This is a genomic window from Bifidobacterium scaligerum (assembly GCF_002802865.1).
In the GTDB taxonomy this organism is placed as follows: domain Bacteria; phylum Actinomycetota; class Actinomycetes; order Actinomycetales; family Bifidobacteriaceae; genus Bifidobacterium; species Bifidobacterium scaligerum.
Genome location: NZ_PGLQ01000007.1, coordinates 1 through 21,283, shown reverse-complemented (window position 1 = coordinate 21,283; position 21,283 = coordinate 1). Strand labels below are relative to the sequence as shown.

Annotated in this window: 8 protein-coding genes and 1 pseudogene; 5 read left to right on the top strand and 4 right to left on the bottom strand. The window is 62.2% G+C overall.

Features of this window, described 5'->3' with window-relative positions; translation table 11 throughout:
* Positions 1-3: 3 nt before the first annotated feature.
* From CUU80_RS08655 to CUU80_RS08645, 3 genes and pseudogenes are all read right to left on the bottom strand, one after another.
* Positions 4-7,402, bottom strand: a pseudogene (locus tag CUU80_RS08655) (fatty acid synthase subunit beta domain-containing protein); the annotation flags it as partial.
* Positions 7,403-7,508: 106 nt separating this feature from the next.
* On the bottom strand, positions 7,509-9,116 hold the full coding sequence (locus CUU80_RS08650; protein ID WP_100496920.1) for an acyl-CoA carboxylase subunit beta: 1,608 nt from the start codon (positions 9,114-9,116) through the stop codon (positions 7,509-7,511).
* Positions 9,109-11,034 carry an ATP-binding protein gene (locus CUU80_RS08645; protein ID WP_100496919.1) on the bottom strand — a complete coding sequence of 642 codons (1,926 nt, stop codon included), beginning with the start codon at positions 11,032-11,034 and terminating at the stop codon, positions 9,109-9,111. The genes CUU80_RS08650 and CUU80_RS08645 overlap by 8 nt, the downstream gene beginning before the upstream one ends.
* Before the next feature lie 454 nt (positions 11,035-11,488).
* Here CUU80_RS08645 and CUU80_RS08640 point away from each other — a divergent pair, with 454 nt between their 5' ends.
* Positions 11,489-12,097 carry a biotin transporter BioY gene (locus tag CUU80_RS08640; RefSeq protein ID WP_100496918.1) on the top strand — a complete coding sequence of 203 codons (609 nt, stop codon included), beginning with the start codon at positions 11,489-11,491 and terminating at the stop codon, positions 12,095-12,097.
* Positions 12,098-12,256: 159 nt separating this feature from the next.
* Here the strand turns inward: CUU80_RS08640 and CUU80_RS08635 are convergent, their stop codons facing one another.
* Positions 12,257-13,210 carry a biotin--[acetyl-CoA-carboxylase] ligase gene (locus tag CUU80_RS08635; RefSeq protein WP_100496917.1) on the bottom strand — a complete coding sequence of 318 codons (954 nt, stop codon included), beginning with the start codon at positions 13,208-13,210 and terminating at the stop codon, positions 12,257-12,259.
* A 310-nt stretch (positions 13,211-13,520) separates the two neighbouring features.
* On the opposite strand from CUU80_RS08635, the gene CUU80_RS08630 reads away from it, so the two are divergent.
* The 4 genes from CUU80_RS08630 to CUU80_RS08615 all read left to right on the top strand — a co-directional run bounded on the left by CUU80_RS08630 (position 13,521) and on the right by CUU80_RS08615 (position 21,003).
* Positions 13,521-16,025 (top strand): glycoside hydrolase family 94 protein, encoded by a 2,505-nt coding sequence (locus CUU80_RS08630; protein WP_100496916.1) that lies wholly within the window; start codon positions 13,521-13,523, stop codon positions 16,023-16,025.
* A gap of 163 nt (positions 16,026-16,188) precedes the next feature.
* Positions 16,189-16,986, top strand: coding sequence for a TetR/AcrR family transcriptional regulator (locus CUU80_RS08625; protein WP_100496915.1), 798 nt, complete (start codon positions 16,189-16,191; stop codon positions 16,984-16,986).
* Between the two features lie 721 nt (positions 16,987-17,707).
* Positions 17,708-19,924 (top strand): DUF6020 family protein, encoded by a 2,217-nt coding sequence (locus CUU80_RS08620; protein WP_165775910.1) that lies wholly within the window; start codon positions 17,708-17,710, stop codon positions 19,922-19,924.
* 146 nt (positions 19,925-20,070) lie between these two features.
* Positions 20,071-21,003, top strand: coding sequence for a PucR family transcriptional regulator (locus CUU80_RS08615; protein WP_100496913.1), 933 nt, complete (start codon positions 20,071-20,073; stop codon positions 21,001-21,003).
* Positions 21,004-21,283: the final 280 nt, after the last annotated feature.

The window sequence follows — 21,283 nt, the reverse complement described above, 5'->3', positions numbered from 1 at the left end:
CGTTTAACGCCTCCGCACGCAACGCCTTGATATCGATGGGTTCAGAACCAAGGCCGCCGGTCAGGTCCACGTCGAGCGGAGCCTGGGCCGCTTGAGCACGCGATTCGGCGGTGCACAGGTCGAGCAGCTTGGCGGCGATCTGCGCGGTGGAATAGGTGTGGATGCCGTGACGCTCCACGACGTCCACCAGCGGGTCGTTGCCGCCCATCAGACCGGTGCCACGCACCCAACCGATCTTCGGGTGAGCGAAGGTCACACGGCTGGACCATGCGTCACGCTCGGCACGGGCACGGTTCACCACGGCATCGAAGGCGGACTTGACTTCGCCGTACGCACCGTCACCGCCGAAGACGCCACGGTTCGGGGAACCGGGCAGCACCACATGCAGCTTGTGCTGCACGTTGGTGTCGGCACCGATCTTGGACAGGCCCGCGATGGCACGTTCCACACCCCAGAGCATGAGTCGGGCCTGCGATTCGAACAGGTCGCCGGCATCGGCCAACGTACCGTGCACCGGAGGAGCCGCGAACGGGAAGAACAGCGTCGGTTCGTAGGCGGGCTTGAGCACGGTGGTCGTAGCTCCGGAGGTCTTCTTCTGCTCGTGGCCCACCCAGTCAACCAGCGCATCCACATCACGATAGCTGGAGAGGTTGGCCGGCACCAGCCACAGCTTGGCGTTGCCAGAGGCGTGTTCGCGGTAGGCCTGCGCACCCCAAGCCTTGATGGATGGCTTGAAGCTGTGCGAGGTGGCCACCACGGTGGCACCGCCGGCGAGCAAGCCTTCGACCACCTGGGCGGCGATCGAGTTCGGGCTTACGCCGGTCACGATGGCGATGTCGCTCGCGAAACGGGAGGCGGCAGCGTCGGAAGCGACTGGTTCGAGAGCCTCAGATGCGACCTTTTGGAAGGCGGCCTTGAGGTCTTCCTCATCAGAGGAAGTCGAGGAGGAAGTCGAGAGCTGATCCGCAAACCACGTCGCTTCGTCGGCAATGGTCTTGCCGAGGCCGACGAAGCTGCCGGCAAGCGCGGAAGCATCGTGGCCGTAGTAGGCACGAGCCAGATCCTCACGAGCGGAGGCCCAACGGTCATCGAAGAGAATGGCCTTGTTGGCGTCGAAGCGCGGCTCGACCTGCTTCGGCCAGTCGGAGCCGAGTTCGGCTTCAACGGCGGCCACTACGGCAGCGTTCTCATCGTCGGCCTCTTCAGGAGCCGGAGCAGCGACGCCGAGTTCGTTCAAGACGAACCGTGCGGTGGCGGCGAGCACACCGTCGGCACCGGTGACCTTCTCGGCGAAGGCGTCCAACGCCGCGGAATCCACTACGGCACCACCGGCCGCACCACCGGCGGACGGCAGGGCGACCGAAACGCCCTTGAGCTGGGCGACGGCCTGCACGGCGGCGTCGATGAGTTTGTCCGCTTCGGCCTTGGACTGCACAGCGGCAGTCGGCAGCTTGGCCAGATCGCCGCCACGGGAGCTGGAGCCCTCGCGGGTGTCGAGCAGCAGCGCGGCGAGCACGCTGGCCACCCAACCTTCGCCAAGCTGCCATACGTTGGTCACGCGATCGCGGATGTACTGCTGCTTGACGCCGGCGGCACCGAACAGGGCGCGCAGACGATCACGCAACGCTTCGGAGAGCACGGCACCGAACGGCTTGTAGTTCGGGGCGGCCTTGTTGACGATTGCGGCGAGCTTGTCAAGCGTCGCTTCGGCGGCACCATCCACGCTGGCGACTCCCAGTTCGGAGCTGATGTCCATCAACAGCTGGTTGCGGCGCGAAGAAACACCGTTGGTCAGGGTGTCGGTGGTGTCGTTGCTGCCGATCTGGTCGAGACGCACCTTCGCGGCGTAGGCCATAAGCACGCCGATGCCATCGGAGGCCTTGAACGGCAAGTCGGCGACGGCGGCACCGGACGCTGCGGCAGGGGCAGTCGCGGAAACCACGGCAGCCGGAGCCGGAGCAGAACCAAGGTTGGCGGCAGCACTGTTGGCGGCAGCGCCGGAGCCAAGCTGCGCAACGGCGGAACCGCCGGCGGGAGCGGTCTCCACCGGAGCCGGAGCGGCCGTCGAATCATCATCCTCGTCAGGCACCAGCGAATCCGAATCGGTCATGTACACACGGCCTTCATCACGGCCGACGTTGTACACCACGGTATCGCTGCCGGCGAATTCAGGCAGACGCAAGGTCTTGGCACCGAGGTTGGCCAACGTCGGAGCGTTGCCGAGTCCCACCTCGACGTATTCCTCAACACCGAGTCCGCCAGCGGTCCGCGAGCCGAACAGCAGCGCCTGGGTTTCAATCCAACGCACCGGGGAGGCGAACTGCCACGAAAGCAGTTCGGTCAACAACAGTCGGCCGAGTTTTTGATCGTCGGCGGCATAGGAATCCCATACGGCCGGGTCATCAAGAGCGGCCTTGATGCGCTCGGACGGCACCACTTCAAGAATCTTGGCGGCGAATTCGCGGGTCATTTCAAACGGCACGGCCACAAGGTTCGGAATGTAGCGGCCCACCAGGCGGCCACGGTAGTCGATGTGCTGCGGCAGCAACGCATCGAGCTTGTCGCGGAATTCCGGCACGCCCTTACGAAGCAGCGTGGAATGGAACGGTACATCGATGCCCGGCACCAGCATGAACGCGGGCTTGCCGCCGTATTCGGCGACGCGACGGGCGGCATCGGCCTTCAGCGCCTTGAGACCGGCGATCGTGCCGGCGATGGCGTACTGCTGACCGGCGAGGTTGTAGTTCACGATTTGCAGGAACTCGCCGCTCTTCTTGGCCACGGATTCCACGTATTCCTTCACGTGGGCGTCGTCCACACCGAACTGGTTCGGGCGAAGCGCACCCATGCGGTAGTTGGAACGGCCCTGGGCGTCACGATCGATGAGGTGATGCATGGTCGAACCGCGGTGGAACACGAGCTCCAGCACGGTTTCCAGCGGAATCACACCGGCGAAAGCGGACAGCGCGTTGTATTCGCCGAGCGAATGGCCGGCGAAGTAGGCGGGCCAGATGTCAGCGCCGGCTTCGTGCAGACGTGCGGTCTGGGCGAAGGCCACGGTGGCGAGCGCCACCTGCGTGAACTGGGTCAGGTTAAGCAGACCCTCGGGATGGCGGTAGGTGACGCCATTGGCGGTCAATTCCTTGGGATTATCGCGTACGAGTCCGATGATCGAGAAACCGAGCTTCGAGCGAGTCAGCTTGTCGGCACGCTCCCACACATCGCGGGCGGCGGCGGACTTGGCACGCTCGTCGAGCACCATGCCCTGCTTCTGGATGCCTTGGCCGGGGTAGACGAAGGCGGCGCGCGGCGCGCGAACCAGCGCGGTGCCGCGGGAGACCAGCTGACCGTCGATACGGCAGGTGACCTCTAGAGTGATGCCGCCGTGGCGCACCTTGCCGACGCGCTCCACGGAGATCTCCACCTGATCGTTCAGCTGAACCATGCCGTACATGTTGTAGGTCCAGCCGGCGATCTCGTAATGGGCGCCCTTCTCGTCGGTGGCCTGCACCGCGTGCTGCGCGGTGGCGGACAGCCACATGCCGTGCACAAGCGGAGCCTTCAGACCGGAGATACGAGCGCCGCGCGTGGAGGTGTGGATCGGGTTGAAGTCGCCGGAGGTACGGGCGAATGCGGTCATATCCCCCGGAGCGGTGACCTTCACACGGCGCAGCAAGCGACGAGGCGTGGGCTCGACTTCATCGTGCGAGGCGTCGCCGAATTCAGGCGCATCGACCGGCAACGCATCGGAGTAGACACGGCCGCGAATGGCGAAACGCTCAGTTTCGCGGGCAAGCAGCGTGCCGTCGGCGGCGGTGTGGATCACGTGAATGGTGACCACGCGACCGGATGCGGACTCGAAGTAGTCCTCAGCCCAGGAAGTCAGTGCAATCGTCTCGCCGACGTGGCTCAGCAACTCTTCTTCATTGACTTCAAGTTCGATGAGATGGTCGAGATGTACGGCGTTGAGCAGGCCCTCGATCACCGGATAACCGTTGACGGATACGGAACCGAGCGCCGCATAGATCGCCGGCCATGCCGGTCCTACCAGTGCGTCCGGTGCGATGCGGCTGGGCTGCAACACGGTCGGCAACGCGCCACCGGTGGCCGCTTCATGGTCGAAACCGAGGTTGGCGGACAGCGTGTAGGCGGTGTGTGCTTCACCGAACACGCGACCTTCAGCCGGCACGATCTCCGGCATCGCGGTGAGCTTGTCGCCGGTAATGGCGGTGTTGCCGATGCCGGCGGTGGCGGCGAGCATCGCATACACGTCCGGGATCAGTCGCTCGCGGTCCACGACCGGCACACGGCCCGGCTCGGCACCGTCCACGATCAGCGGGATGACGATGTCACGCACGGCGTGCTTGGATACGCCACCGTCCGGATCGTTGTCCCAGAAGGTATCGAGGTGAATGTCAAGGTCGTACTTGCCGGCTGCGGCATCAAACGCACGAATCTCATAGTGCTTGTCGCCCAGAGCGGTGCCGTAGGCAGGATTGTCGGTGATGTGCCCCACCCAAGAGATGTTCGGGGACTTGCGAATGAAGTCTTCGGCATTCGTGGCAGACCCCAGGGCCGCAAAACCTTGCGCCTCATCGGAAGCGACAGCATCGGCAGCATCAGCGCTCTTGACACGTTCGATGGCGGCGTGTTCGAAGCGGCCGAGAATATCGGCGACCGGCTCGTCCACCGTGGTGATGCCGGCCACGGAAATCGGACCGGGGATGGCACGCACGGAATCTGCAGAGTACCGCGGATCTTCGGATTGCCAGAGCTGATCCTGCCCCCACCAGCGCAGCAGATCGTTGTCGATAACCGGTACGAACGGCATCGGCTTGGGGTATTCGCGTACGAGCACCGGGAACCAAGCGACGTCCGACGGCACCACCGTGAGCGTAGCGACTTCAGGGTAGATTTCGGCGAGCTTGGCCAGTGACGGTGCGGGGTCGGCGAGAATGTCGTCTCGGGTCAGCAGTCCCGCAGCCGCGGCGTCGGCGGCGGAAGTGCCGTCTGCGGCGAACAGTCGGGAGGTGAACTCACCGGAGTCCTGCACATTGACGCGGGCCTCGATGCGCTGGAGCAGATGCTGGAAACGATCGGCATAGGTGGGATCGGCCCACGGGTAGGCAAGTTCGGCGAAACGCTGCGCCCAGCCGAGGTAGGTCATGGTGTTGAGATCGCCGAAGTAGGGCTTGGCGGTCTTGTTCAGGGCCTCGATGATTTCGCTGCGGCGGGATTCTAACTCTTCCGGGTGCTTCATGACACGCACGAGCAGACGGCCGCAAGCGGCGGAGGAGTTCTCCAACTCGTAGATGTCCGCATGCAAATGGCTCAGGCCTGAAGACACACCGCCCACCGACTTGCCGGAGGGCACCCAATGGGCGGCCTGAGGGGCGAACGGATCATCGGCAGACGCAGCATCGAGCGCGCCAGCGGCACCGGCGGCGGAAACGGCCGGAATGCCAGGCGTCTTGACGAGCAGCTGCTTGACTTCGGGGCTGGTGTGCGCCTCCTTGGCGGTCATCACCGCAGTGCCCACCAGCACGCCGTCCACCGGCATATCCGGCAGTCCGTACGCACGGGACCACTGGCCGGAAATGTAGTCGGCGGCACGTTCGGGAGTGCCGATGCCGCCGCCGGCCACGAGCACCAGATTCTCGCAGGCGCGCACATCGGCGTAGGTGGCGGCCAACAGGTCATCCAGAGCTTCCCAGCTGTGGTGTCCGCCGGCCTCACCGCCTTCCACCTGAATCATGATGGTGGTCGGCGCCACAGCCTTGGCGATCGCGACCACCTGACGAATCTGGTCCACGGTACCGGGCTTGAAGCTCACGTACGGCAGACCGTCCTCCTGCAGCGACTTGATCAGGGATACGGCTTCGTCGAGCTCCGGAATGCCGGCGGAAACCACCACGCCATCGATAGGCGCGCCGGACGCACGCTTCTTCGGTACGATGCGCGACGAACCGAACTGCAGGTTCCACAGATAGCGGTCCATGAACATGGCGTTGAACTCGACAGTGCGGCCTTCCTCCAACTGTTCTTCCAGCGCGGCCACGTGACGGTCGAACACCTCGGCGGTCACCTGACCGCCACCGGCGAGCTCGGCCCAATAACCGGCGTTGGCGGCCGCCGCCACGATTTCCGGCTCCACGGTGGTGGGAGTCATGCCGGGCAGCAGCACCGGAGGCTTGCCGGTCAAGCGAGAGAACTTGGTGACGAGCTTGTCACCGGCCGGCGTGGAGACCACATGCGGGGCAAAGGCCTTCCAATTCTGCGTACGCTCCGGCTCGCCGTCCAACGTGGACAGCGCCGCTCGCTCGGCCAATGTGGTGGCTTCCACCACGCCTGCACCGGTGCCCTCGACCACGTTACCGATCAGCTTGCCGAGCGTATTGCCCGGGCCCAGGTCCACAATCCACAGCTTGGCCGGATCCTCCGCCTGATCAAGCAGGGACTTGACGCGGGCGTTCCAATCCACGTGGTTGATAAGCACTTCTTCGGCGAGCGCACGGGTGCGATCCTGGTCGAAGCCGCAAGCCGCAGCCCAAGCAACGGTCTGTTCCACGGCTTCAACCATCAGCGGCGAGTGGAACGGCAGAGTGACCTCAAGGTATTCGAGGACGGGGGCGAACACAGTGCCACCGCGCAACTTCTCTTCGCGCAACTTGGCCTGATGCTTGTGCTCGCGTTCGGCTTCCACGGCGAACGCGGCCAGATCTTCCGGATAGCCGGAAAGTACGTAATGATTGGCCGAGTTGGTCACGGCGACGGAGATCGGGCCGCGAGCGCGACCGGCGGCATCCACACGCGCGATCAGCGCCTTGACTTGCGCCAACGTGGCTCCCTTGACGGACAGCATCGGACTGGCCTCGCCATTCTTGGCGGCCAAGCCGAGTTCGCGAACGCGACGGGTGCCGGCGGCACCGATCAGCGCAGCGGCGGCGAGGATTTCGTCCAGCGCATCGGCCGCGCCCTTCACGGAACCGGCGGCGGCAATAGCGCGAGCCATGTGTACGGCGAGCACGCCTTGCGAGTGGCCGAGCACGGCAACCGGCTTGGCTTGGGCAATCGCATATCCCAAATGCTCAAGGTCAAGCAATGCACCTAACTGGGTGAGCGCGATGCCTTCAACAGACGCGGTGGCATCAGCGGCGGCACCGAGACGAGCCGGATTCGGCGTGAAACCGAACAGATCGACCGGGCGGCCTGTGGTGGCCAGCAGGTCGGCGGCGACTGGGGCGAGCAGTCGACCGGCCGCATCGGCGTGGGCGTGCAGCGCCTCGTCAAGGCTGGGATCGGTGGTCTGGTCGGCGAGCGCGACAGGCCACGGGGTCGACTGTCCGGCGAAGGCGAGCGCGTGCGGCTCGGCGGCCAGGCGATTGAGGAAGAAAGTAGTCATTGGTGTTCCTTGCGTTGGTTGATTGGTTGACGTCTTACAAAGTTGGGTTATGTGGATGGCTTCGTCAGTCGGCGGGCCACCGGGCTGCGACCTACCCGATGCGGGGTCACAGCGGCTGGTTGCCGTGGTGCTTGGAGGTGCGTTTCACACGACGCTTGGTGGCGAGGGTGGCGAGGGATTCGACGATGACTTCGCGGGTCTGTTCGGGGTCGATCATGGCGTCGATCTGCCCAATTTCCAGCGAAAGATTCGCATTGACTGTGCTGGTCTCGTAATCCTTGATGTACTTGGCCCTCAGCGCTTCCACATCCTGACCGGCGGCCTTGGCTTTGGCCAGATCGTGCCGGTGGATGATGTTCACCGCACCGGCCGCGCCAAGTACGGCGATCTGCGAGCTGGGCCAAGCGAAGTTCAGGTCTGCGCCGATGGCCTTGGAGCCCATCACGATGTAGGCGCCGCCGAACGCTTTGCGCAGCACTACGGTCACCAGCGGCACCTGTGCGTTGGCGTAGGCGTAGATCACCTTGGCGCCGCGGCGAATGATGCCGGCGTGTTCCTGATCGGAGCCGGGCTTGTATCCGGGCACGTCCACCAACGTGATGACAGGCAGGTTGAATGCGTCGCACAGACGCACGAACCGTGCGACTTTTTCGGAGGAGTCGACGTCCAGGATACCGGCCCTGATGTTCGGCTGGTTGGCCACAACACCCACCGGATGCCCCTCGATGCAGGCGAATCCCACGAGCGCAGAGGCGCCGAAGAGTTCCTGAACCTGTACGAATTCGCCGTAGTCCACGATGCAGCGGATCACGTCGAGCATGTCGTAGGGCTGGCGTTCGTTGGCGGGCACGATCTGGGCGAGTCGCTTGGCCGTATCGCGCTCGGCACGCGTGGCGGCGTAGGCGTAGACCGGCGGCTTGCCTTCGGCGTTGGACGGCAGGTAGGCAAGCACCGTACGCGCGTAGTCGATGGCGTCGGACTCGTCCTCGCCGAGATAGTGGGCCACACCGGACACCTTGTTGTGCACTTCGCCGCCGCCGAGGTCCGCCATCGAGATGGTTTCACCGGTGGCCGCCTTGACCACGTCCGGTCCGGTGACGAACATATTCGAATTCTCGCGGGTCATGATGATCAGATCCGTCAGCGCCGGGCAGTAGACCGCACCGCCTGCGCAAGGTCCGAGAATCAGGCTCAGCTGGGGCACGAAGCCGCTGGCTTCGCAGGTTTTGCGGAAGATGCGGCCGTATTGGGTCAGCGCCGCCACGCCTTCCTGGATACGAGCGCCGCCGGAATCCACAATGGCTACGATCGGCACTTTGAGGTCGATGGCCATGTCCATCAGACGGCAGATCTTCTCACCTTCCGCAGTGCCCAGCGTGCCGCCTTTGACGGAGAAGTCCTGTGCGTAGACGGCTACTTTGCGCCCATAAACCAAGCCGAAACCGGTGATAACGGCCGCACCTGCGTTGCCGGCGGCGATGTTGCCGCCTTGGAAGCGGCCGATTTCCTCGAACGTACCGGTGTCGAACAGCATGTCGAGGCGTTCGCGCGCGGTTTTCTTGCCTTTGGCGTGCTGTTTGTCGCGGGCGCGCTCCTCGGCGGCGCGGGCCAGCTCGGCAGCTTTGACCACCGCGGCGCGTAACGGCTGATGGGCGGACGGCTGGGCGGCGACCTGCGCGGCTTTGACGGCCGGCGAATCCATGATGTCAGTCATTCTTACCGCCTTCCTTGGCCTGGTTGGCCACCTGGCTGTCCGATTGGGCGGCGCTGGAGGTCTTGCCTGCGGCCACGTCCAGCGTGACCAGCGTGTCGCCGGCTTCCACGCCGTCCGCGGGCCCCACAAAAATCTTGGTCACTTCGCCGGCGGCCGGCGCGTACACGTAGTTCTCCATCTTCATGGATTCGAGCACCACCAACAGGTCTCCCTTGGCCACTTGCTGGCCTTCGGACACGTTGATGCGCGTGACGACGGCCTGCATCGGCGAGGCGATGACGCCGGATTTGGCACCGTCGTTCACCTTGGTCGCACTGGAGTCGGCGTTGTGCAGTCCGGCACCGCGCAACGGCTGCGTGGGACGCTTGGCGTTACGGGCGCGGGCGGAACCGGTCAGATTCTCCACGATGTCCAGTGGCACGGTGAGCTTGACACGGCGGTCGTTCATTTCGATGACGAACGTTTCGGACTTGGTCTTATCCGGCTGGCTTGCAGCGGCACCCGGAGTGCCGGATGCGGCTGCGCCCAGCGAGGCCGGCTGCCCGGCGCGCGCCGAGTCAGGCGTGCGGTTGAGGTACGTGCGCTCCAGCCATTTGGTGGAGACGGCAAACGGATGGCTGTGCTCGGCGGTGAAGTCGTCGTTCGAGAAGATTTCCTTGAACAGTGGAATCGGCGTGGGCACGCCTTCGATCACCAGCTCATCGAGCACGCGGCGCACGCGCGCCACGGCGGCGGCACGATCCTGTGCGGTGACGATCACCTTGCCCATCATCGAATCGAATTTCGGCGAAATGGTGTCGCCTTGCTCCACACCGGTGTCGATGCGCACGCCAGGGCCTGCCGGCCATTGAATCTTCTCCAGCGTGCCGGCACCCGGGGTCAGGTTCTTGGCCGGGTCTTCGCTGGTGATGCGCAGTTCGAAGCTGTGGCCACGCGGCTCGGGAGCACGTGTCAGCGTGCCGCCGGAGGCGATGACCAGCTGTTCGCGCACCAGGTCGAGGCCGCTGACCTCCTCAGAGACGGTATGCTCGACCTGCAGTCGTGGGTTGACTTCCAGGAAGTAGACCTTGCCATTGGGCGTCACCATGAATTCGCAGGTGCCCAAACCCACGTAATCCACGGTAGTGAACAGTCTGCGGGAGTATTCCGTGAGCGTATCGACGATCTCCTGAGACAGGAACGGCGCGGGGGCCTCCTCCACGAGCTTCTGGTTGCGGCGCTGCAGCGAGCAGTCGCGGGTGGAGTAGACGGTGAAGTTGCCGTGCGAGTCACGACCGGACTGGGTCTCGACGTGGCGGGCCTTGTCGATGAACTTTTCGATGAAGTATTCGTTCAGATCTCCGCCCTGCAACGCATCATGATTGGTGTAGAAGCGGCGCAACTCCTCGTCGTCGTGGACCACGGTGATGCCATGTCCGCCACCGCCGTCGGTGCGCTTCATCATGATCGGGTAACCGTGGGTGTGCGCGAAGTCGAGCAGGGTGCGAATGTCCTGCACCGGTTCGGACAAGCCCGGCACCGGCGGCACTTTGGCACGCAAGGCCACGCGACGTGCGGTGATCTTGTCGCCGAGGTCCACCAGCGCGGTGTGATGCGGACCTACCCATATGGCACCGGCCGCTTCGACCTTCTGCGCGAAGCTCGGCACTTCGGAGAGGAATCCGTAGCCGGGATGCACGGCGTCCGCACCGCTGCGATGCAGAATGTCGATGAGCAGATCCTCGTTGAGATACGTGTCTTTATAGGTGTCGCCGGAAAGCAGGTACGCTTCGTCGGCCATGTCTACGTAACGGCCGTCGCGATCCTGTTCGGCGTAGACGGCCACGGTCCTGATCCCCATCTCCTTGGCCGTACGCACCACGCGCAACGCGATTTCCCCGCGATTCGCGATCAGCAATGTATTGACAGAGTGAGCCATACTGTCAAATTCTTGCCTCACACACCATCGATCAGCAAGGCCTGTTCACACAAAACAACACATGGCCTTTTGTAGAGACCCAACAAACGTCAGCGTAAGTTTCGCAAGCGTAACCATAGTCTTTAAACCTCGACAAACACCGTGATTCCAACGTTATTCAGGCTCTTATCTCACGTTTTTCACCATTGACGCGCAAGCGCTATTTCGTCAATTTTCAACAAACCGGAATCCGTATTTTTGTAGCTCGGCACGAAACCGCACGAAACCGCACATCCTTAGGATGGCAACTGTTGAGGGGAAGGCTTCGCATCGCGAATCACCGCAACCATTCATCCAGCAACATCCGTACCGCTCCCGCCACGCGCTGCATCAGTCGGCATCCCTCCCATGAGATATCGCATTGCCGTAGCGCACAACAAGACGGTACGGATCGCGACCGAAGGGGAATCACATCATGCAGACTTCACACACCACAGCGTCCAACGCAACGACCACCGTTTCATTCACCCGCCGTCTTATCGCCGTTTCATGGAAGCCGGTGATGTTCGCCGCTCTGCTGTGGCTGGCTTCGGCCGCCGGAGAAATCCCGATTCCGGGTACGCCGGTGCCGATCACGCTGCAGACCTTCGTGGTGATGCTGGCAGGCCTTATGCTCTCCTGGCGTCAGGCCGGATCTGCCATCGCGCTGTATCTGGTTGCCGGCGCGGCCGGACTGCCGGTCTTCGCCGGCGGCGCATCCACCATGGCGTTGGTGGGCCCGAGCGCCGGATTCCTCATCGGGTTCCTGCCGGGCGTGGTAGTGACCGCGTTGCTGAAAGGCAAGGCGGCAACCCACGCCGCCGGATTCGCCGAGACAGCTCTCGCCGCAATTCGTTATTTCGCCGCGTCGACGATCGGCTGCGTTGTAGTGGTCTACGCATTCGGCTTCTTGGTGCAGTCCGCATTGACCGGTGCCCCTCTGGCCGCTGTGGCCTTGGCATCCATGGGATTTGTGGCCGGTGACGTCGTCAAGGCCGTGGTCGCCTCGCTTGCCGCCGCAGGCCTTGCCAAGCTGGGCCGCTGAACAACCAGCGACATATAACAACGGCCTGTTTGGGCAACCGGAAATTCCGGCGCCCAAACAGGCCGTGCTCTCTTCCTTTTCTCACATCGTCGGCATCACCGCTGATACCGGCGACAATCAATCGCCGTAATGGGGACGTGCGTCTACGCACGCCTGCACTTACAGCACACCCACGTCCGCAGTGCGAACCGTATGTTCCACGCCATCGTCCGTCCGCAGAATCAGCGAAGCATCCTCGGTCAGGCCGATTGCCTCACCGGTGAGCGTGGAACCGTCCGTAAAGTGGGCTTCGACCTGACGGCCACGCGCCCAACATACGGTTTTCATTTCCTCACGCAGCGCCTCGGCCTGACCATGAGGGTCAGCGAAGAACTTCGTCAGCCGCTCGCGGAAACCTTCGACCTGTCGGCATGCCACATCATCGCGCATCTCATCGAACGACGGCAGTCCGGCCGCATGCAGTTGCAGCGAAGTGGAGTTTGGCGTAGGCAGACGGCAAGCACCCAACGCCAGATTCAGACCGACGCCGAATACGATCACCACATCGTCGCCCGCATCGGCTGCGTCATTTACATCGCCCGTATCGCCCACATTGCCCGCCGCCGCACCTTCAGCGGTCTCGGACTCGGCCGGAAGCAGCACCAATTCCGAAAGCAGCCCACCCATCTTGAGCCCATGGCAGAACACATCGTTCGGCCATTTCAGTTCCAAGAAGCAGTCAGGCTGATTCGGCACGGCCCCATATTCCCGCATCATGCCATTCAACGCGTCCAGCGTCACCAGACCGGCGATCATCTGCAGCCAGCCGTTGATCGAACTGTCTGTGGCGATCGCGCGTGGCACACGTACCGCATAGGAAATTGTCGAGCACCGACCGGGCTGGCTCACCCACCGGTGCCCATTGCGCCCACGACCGGCGGTCTGCCGGTCGGCGGCGACGACAGCCACCGCCATCGCGCCATCGTCGCGCTTGTGCAACGGCATCGCGCCGCTGCCTACCATTTGTGCGGCCAGCGCGTTGGTCGAGCCGACTTCGTCAAGCGCAATCACTTGATCAGCGACGGCCTTGGTTTTGGGCAGCTGCGGCGTTGCAGCTTTCAAAGCAATCATCATGGGTGTTACCTTACCCGTGGCACGGACCGAATCAGCCCCGATATCCCACGAAAAACCGCACAATTCCAATCATTTTCAGCCATCGACCCTTTGTGAGCGTTCACACGTGACCTAAATCACACCCCATTCCCCGACCTCCAACACACACCCCGATTACCCGCCCATACCCACTTTCCAATTACATGCCCAACACTTATTTATAACCTTATAAATAAGTGCTACAATGATGCCGTACGCATTGACGCACGGCCCTCGCGGAAAAGACTTCCGCCGGTGCCGCAACAGCAACGAAGCAGCCGAAAGGAACCTCATGCGATACGGTCATTTTGATGATGCGAACCGCGAATACGTGATCGAAACCCCCGCCACCCCTCTGCCGTGGATCAACTATCTGGGCAACGAGGACTTCTTCTCGCTGATCTCCAACACGGGAGGCGGCTACTCGTTCTACAAGGACGCCAAGCTCCGCCGCATCACCCGCTACCGTTACAACAACGTTCCGTTCGACAACGGCACACGCAACTACTACGTGAGCATCATGAGTGGCGACACCCCGGACGCCAAGCCGGTCGAAACCTTCTCCCCCACCTTCCTGCCCGTCAAGACCCCGCTCGACAGCTACCAGTGCCGTCACGGCATCGGCTACACCGTCTTCGAGGCATCCAAAGCCGGCATCCGCACCGAGCTTACCGCGTTCGTCCCGCTGCACACCGCCGCTGAAATCAACCGTCTCGACATCACCAACATCAACGGCGCACCGAAAACCGTCGATGTGACCGGCCTGGTCGAATGGTGTCTGTGGAATGCCGTCGATGATTCCAGCAACTTCCAGCGCAACCTGTCCACCGGCGAGGTCGAGGTCGAGCGACGCGACGAATCCACCCTGCTCTACCACAAGACCGAGTTCAAGGAGCGCCGCAACCACTACGCGTTCTACGGCGTGAACGCACCGGTCATCGGATTCGACACCAGCCGCGACGAATTCCTGGGCCAGTTCAACGGTTGGGACACCCCGCAGGTTATCGCCGAAGGCAAGGCGCACGACTCCGTGGCACACGGCTGGTACCCGATCGCCGCGAACCGCGTGCGCGTCACCGTCGATCCGGGCGAGACGAAGTCGTTGATCTTCACGCTCGGCTACATCGAAGTGCCGAACGACCAGAAATGGGAGGATCCGAACGATCCGGCCAAGGTCGGCATCATCAACAAGAAGCCGGCGCATGAGCTGTTCGCCCGCTTCGACACGACCGAGAAGGTCGAAGCCGCGCTTGACGAACTCAAGCAGTACTGGAACGGTCTGCTGAGCACCTACAGCGTCGAATCCGGCGACAGCAAGCTCGACCGCATGGTCAATATCTGGCATCAGTACCAGTGCATGGTCACATTCAACATGTCCCGCTCCGCCTCCTACTACGAGTCCGGTATGGGCCGCGGCATGGGCTTCCGCGATTCGAACCAAGATCTGCTCGGCTTCGTGCATCTCGTGCCCGAGCGCGCACGCGAGCGCATCATCGACATCGCCTCCACGCAGATGGAGGACGGTTCCGCATGGCACCAGTACCAGCCGCTCACCAAGAAGGGCAACGCCGACATCGGCGGCGGCTTCAACGATGATCCGCTGTGGCTGATCGCCGGCGTGAACGCCTACCTTGCCGAAACCGGCGACGCTTCGATCTTGACCGAACCGGTGCCGTTCAACAACGTCGAGGGGTCCGAAGTGCCGCTGCTGGAGCATCTGCGCCGCTCCGCGAACTTCACGATGAACCATCTCGGCCCGCATAAGCTGCCGCTCATCGGCCGCGCCGACTGGAACGACTGCCTGAATCTCAACTGCTTCTCCGCCACCCCGGGCGAAAGCTTCCAGACTGTGGAGAACAACGACACCGGCATCGCCGAATCGGTGTTCATCGGCGGCATGTTCGTGCTGTATGGCGGCCAGTACGCCGATATTCTCGCGCACTACGGCGAGGCGTGCGGCATGTCCGCCGACGAGGTGGCCGCTGAGGTCGGGGTCGTGCGCGACGCGATCGACGCGATGACCGAAGCCGTCAAAACCGCCGGCTGGGACGGTGCATGGTTCCGCCGCGCCTACGATGCCTACTCCCGTCCGGTCGGCACCATCGACGACACCGAAGGCCAGATCTACATCGAGCCTCAGGGCATGTGCGTCATGGCCGGCATCGGCTTGGACGACGGCAAGGCGCAGGCCGCGCTCAAATCGGTCAAGGATCGCCTGACCTGCGAATGGGGCACCGCAATCCTCGCTCCCGCTTACTCCACCTACCGCATCGAGCTCGGTGAAATCTCCACCTACCCGCGCGGATACAAGGAAAACGGCGGCATCTTCTGCCATAACAACCCGTGGGTGTCGATCGCCAACGCTTTGGCCGGCAACGATGAGGAGGCGTTCGCCGTCTACCGCCGCAACTGCCCGGCATGGCTGGAAGACAAGTCCGACATCCGCAAGGTGGAACCTTACGTGTACTGCCAGATGGTCGCCGGTCCGGAAGCCGCGATTCCGGGTGAGGGCAAGAACTCCTGGCTCACCGGCACCGCCGCCTGGACGTTCGTGGACGTCTCCCAGTACCTGCTCGGCATCCGTCCCACCCTCGACGGTCTGGCCATCGAACCTCACCTGCCCGCCGAGTACACGCACCTGACCATCACACGCGTGTTCCGCGGCGTCACCTACCGCATCACGCTCGACCGTACCGGCGAGCGCACGCTCACCGTCAACGGCAAGGTGATTGACGGCAGCACGGTACCGGTACCGACCGACGGTGCGACTACCGTAGACGTCACCGTCACGTTCTGATGTTCTGGGTTTGTTACATTCACGTTGGGCTCTTGCTTGAGGCTCTCGCCTCGTTGCAGCAGAGCCCAACGTGCCCAGCGACTGTGCTGCCGGGCGACGGCTGATAAGTAGCGATCAGCGGCGGTCGGCGGCACAACAGAACCGTAGAGATAAGGAAGCCGTAATGCCCGTCGCAGCATGGGAACAGTTTCTGAAAGACCAGAGCAGTTGGCCCGCCGCCTCGCGAGCCACCCATCAATCCATGGTGAGGGACACGACATCCGGCACCACTTTCGAGAAGCGCAAGCGCATGAGTCCCGAAGAGCGGCATCTGCAGATCATACAGGCCGCGATTAAGGTCATCGCCTCCAAGGGTTTCTGGGGCATGTCGCTGCAAGACATCGCCGACGAGATCAGCATCACCGAGGCGGCGCTCTACCATTACATTCGCTCGAAAAACGAATTACTCAACATGGTGCTTGCCGAAGGCTACGATACGTCCGAAGCGGACGAGTACAACGCAGCCACGTCCGCTGTTACTGATTTCGACGGTCACCATTGCTATTGTTTCCCGCGCTATTGCACCAACATCGTACTGTACAACCTGCGACGTCCGGAAATGGTGCAGCTGTTTTCAATGCTCAACGGCGAGGCGCTCAACCCCACGCATCCCGCACACCGGTTCTTCATCGGACGTCACCTGCGCGCCTGGGAGCAGATCGGTTCGATGAATTGGATTCTGCCTCACGGATACGATGAAGAACGCTTCTACCATCTCTATACGCTCGCGATGAGCGCGATGGACGGTCTGCAATACCGCTGGCTCGCCGACCATTCCGTAAACCTGTTGGAAGAGTGGATGGCGTTCTCCGACGAGATCTTTCCGGAAACCATATGGCAAGGCTTCCGTGACCCGTCCGAATACAATCCGGACGCCCGGCAATGTCTTCTGCCGTTCACGCTAAACGGCGACAACGAATGAGGAGCAGCGAGAGGCCACTCACTGTTCTTCATCTGCAGCTCGGCCATAAGGGCGCGATGCTCTCCTTCATCGAACGTGGCACCGACATCAGGGGTAATCTCCTCACAGCTGCCGACGATTCACGATTCATTCCACGATTGGTCCGGAAACCGGTCCGAATTATGTTTTTCTCCCTACGGAACTGTCCGATAGCCATACACCGTTGAACGTTTGCGCAGATTCGCGAGCGAGCGTTACCGATTGCGTCTCAGTGATGCACTCCGTGCGGTACGACATACACATATGGCTGTTTGGGCGCATCGTACCGCGCTACCTTGCCCCTATACGCACAGCAAACGATTGCCGTAAGTTTCGTCCCACACACCAGTCACAACAAATCCCCGGAATTCCACCATTTTGCGAAATCGGCAGCATCGACTGCTCCGCAAGCCCGTGGTACGATCCGCCGCAAACGCCACAAACGCTGGATTGTCCCACTCACCACCCATCGGGTGCCGCCCTGTCACCCCACTGCGCATCACTGCCGCGCATCGCTCACCACTCATCGCTCATCACCCATCGCTCATCACCCATCGGGTACCGCCCGACCACCCGCTACGCATCATCGCGCACCGCACTGCTCGCACCCGCTTCACGCTTCACGCATCACTTCATCACCCGCATTGCCGCGCATCACCCGCCAGAACGCCACAGTTGACGTATGCGGCTACCATTGACTGACATGACGTCACCAGCCATCTCAAAGCCTGCCGCCGCATCGCATCATCCTGACTCACGCACGTGCGCACACCCCACGTTGCGCCATGTGGGTGCGATCGCGCGATGGACGCTGGCCGTGCTGGCATGCCTGTGGCTCGCCCTGTGCACTGCGGTCGGCCCACTGTATTGGGATCTCGACAACGGTACGCTCGCTAACTGGAACTGGACGAACACCGCCATTTTCGCAGGCTCGTTCATCATCTACCTCGGCATCATCCTGCTATTGGTACGCTTCGCAGCCACCGGCCACGTGTTGCCTTCCACGCTTGACGAGTGCTGGCATCGATTCGCGCAACGGTATTTCAGCCCCGATCAGCGTCCCGGCACCGTCCCTACCGCAGCCAACGGCTCCAAGGCTCATACGCATGACGCCCATATAAACGCTTCAAACGCTGCCGCTCAGCCGCAGCCGTATACCTCACACACGCCACAACAACCCTCGCGCCCCCGCATCACCGCGCAACGCATCACCGCGGCAATCGCACAGGCTTTCGCTGCGGCGGGACGCTGGATTATGCGCGGCACCGATCGATTCTGGAAACTCGCACTGGTGTTCTTCATCGGGTGGCTGTGGATTCCAACCACGCTGCTGGCCGCGTTCGGCGCGGATCTTCGCTCGCAGATTCGCGAATTCGCATGGGTGTGGAATCAATGGACCGGCCTGAAACAGCCGTATATCGGCTTCTTCTCGTTCGTGCCGATGGATGTGTATCCTACCGCGCACTACATGTGGCCCGACAATCCCACGTATCTCACCGACCAACATAACGTGGTGCTCACCTTGCTCTACGGCGGCGCGGCCACGTTCTCACGGTACCTGACCGGCTCCAACGACGCCGGCATTGTGGTGCTTGCCGTGGGTCAGATGCTGTTCGCCGTGTTCTGCTGCGCGGCCACCGCCAATCGCTTCCTGAATCGTCCGTGGCTGGTCAAGGCCGGACTTGACGAAACGTCACCGCGATTCGCCGGACCGCTGGCACGATTCCTGATTCTGTTGTTCTTCCTCACCTGTCCGCTGGCGGTATTCGCCACGATCTCCCTCACCAAGTCGCCTCTGTTCGCATTCTCGTTCGTCTGGTGGTTCGGCATCTGGTATGAACTTACCCAGACCTGGCGGCCCGTCAGCAAGCGCGGCGGGCGTAACGAACGTCACGACAGCGCGAAATCCACCGCTCAGTCGGCAAGCGCACCGGCGTTGACCGCACCGTTGCGTTTGCCACGGCACAGCCTCCTTGCTTTTATCGCTTCCACATCGGTGATGCTGATCTCCGCAAAGTACGCGTGGTATATCATCGCCCTGCAGGTGGTGCTGGCACTGATCGCCGACCGTCGCCGATGGGCCACGTACGTTGCGGCCCTGCTGATTCCCACCGTGCTGATTCACGGCGGTATCTCTTTTGCGATCGCATCTGGTGCGATTATCGGCGGTGATCCGATCGAAAGCCGCGGCGTACAGCTGCAAATGATCGCACGCGTGGCCAAACGCAACCCGAACGGCATTTCCGAAGAAGCCAAGAAGAATCTCTCCCCCGTGTTCAATCTGGACCAGATGGCGGACGCGTATTCCCAGCAGGATGCTGATCCGGTGAAGTCTTCCGGTATACAGTCCAAAAAAGTAAGTTATAAGTGGCGTACCGTTACCCCGGAAGATATGAACAACTTCAACAAGGCGTGGCTTGCGATTGTCAAGGACAATCCGATCATCGCCTTGGACGCGCTGCTGGCCAAATGCTTCGGTTACTTCAATGTGACCGATCAGCCCTATGTGGCGATGGATTACTATGTGGCCAGCGATTATGTACAGAAGAACTCCGCTTGGATCAAAGCGTATAACCATCAGTGGCGCGAGCAGGTGGCCCAGTTCTCCCGCGCATGGGGGCATGTACCGGTCCTCGGCTGGGTGGCGCACGGCAATTTCTACGTGGTGGCCACTTTGCTGATTGGTGCAGCCGAAGTGATTCGCCGCCGTTGGCTCACCTTGATGACGCATATTCCGCTGCTGTTGCTCATGGGTGTGATGATCACTGCGCCCGCCAATAATTTCGAACGACACATGCTGCCGGTCGCGTTCGTATTCGGTTTCGTGGTGCTGACGTATTGGCGTGATACTCGGCGCGAACTCCATGCACAGCGCGTGTCAGGCGAACGGCCGCAGAGGTCACGCGCGAATCTCGAATAGATGGGGCCTATGCTGCGGGGAAAGCCCGCACACGAATTCCTATAGCGTCCTATAGCGTCCTTTCTATAGTGCGTCTGTGTTGTCAGCCGCACTAACCGCACCATCGTTGTACTGCTGCTGCGGTTGGCGCGGCTACACTAGTGGCTATGCCTTCAGATTTCCTCGAACTGCTTGCCGACGACGCTGCCAACAATGCCGATGCCACAGCGCTCGACCGCGTACGTACGGTACTGTTCGAATGCCTATTCCACGAGATTGCCGACGAACGCGTGTCTTCCTTGTTCGCCATCCTCGGGTTTACTGGTGATTTTGACTGTTACGCCATTGCCGGGTACCCGGCACGGTCCGCAGTCCGTACCCGCAAGGATATCGAGAAAATCGTGGCTGATTTCGGCGGCACATGTGTAACCGCCGACTATCAGGTCAGCGGGCTGACGGTGGCCGCTCACGATTCAGTAAAGTCCCACATTACGCCGTCGGCAGGTAACGACGGTACGGCAGAGGCTGCCGGTGCTGCTAGTAGCCGAAAGAACCGCGGTAAACGTGACGATAGCCGCAACGCTGTTGTTGCGCTGGTGCATCAGTCCGGTGCAGCGACTCCCGAGGTGATTTGCAATACCGTCGCTGGAGCGTTCGCGGCCGACCGTCCATTGGCGATGGGGCCTCAACTTGCCGGTGCCGAAGGGGCCATGCGATCCGTGCGTACCGCGCTGTACTGCCTCAAGGCCGCTCCCGCACTCACCGTTACGCTTCAGTCGATTCCGCGGCCGTTGCGTACCGATGACGCGTTACCTGAACGCGCGCTTATTGGAGATACAGATGCGCGTGACGAGTTGGTACGCGTGGTATATGGCAGTCTTACCGCGGCAGGTCCGGATGATCCGACTTTGCGCACCGTCTCCACGTTCCTGCAGTTCGGTGGCTCGTTGGAAGCCACCGCCAAGGAGCTCAACGTGCATCCCAATACGATTCGCTACCGTCTCAAGCGCGCGGCGGAGACGACCGGCTGGGACGCCACCGACCCCCGTGAGGCTTACGTACTCACCACTGCCATCGCGCTGGGTCATATGGTTGTGTAGTCCCGTGCCGCACCGACGACGGCAGACAAGAGACAATCCCCACGACCCCGGCAGGAGCCGGAAGACCCCGACCGCACATGACCACACGGGAATCCCCTGGCGGGCTTCCCGCGCATGGGGCGGCGGACCCAAGCCCCGGTGCGGATAAGCAATGACCAAGCAGGAAGCCCCCGTCGGTCTTCCGTGAGGCGATCCGTGTTCGGATATGAAAAGAGGGGGAGCCTGTACAGGCTCCCCCTCACAAGAATAATGCGGCGGCGTGCTACTCTCCCACACCCTA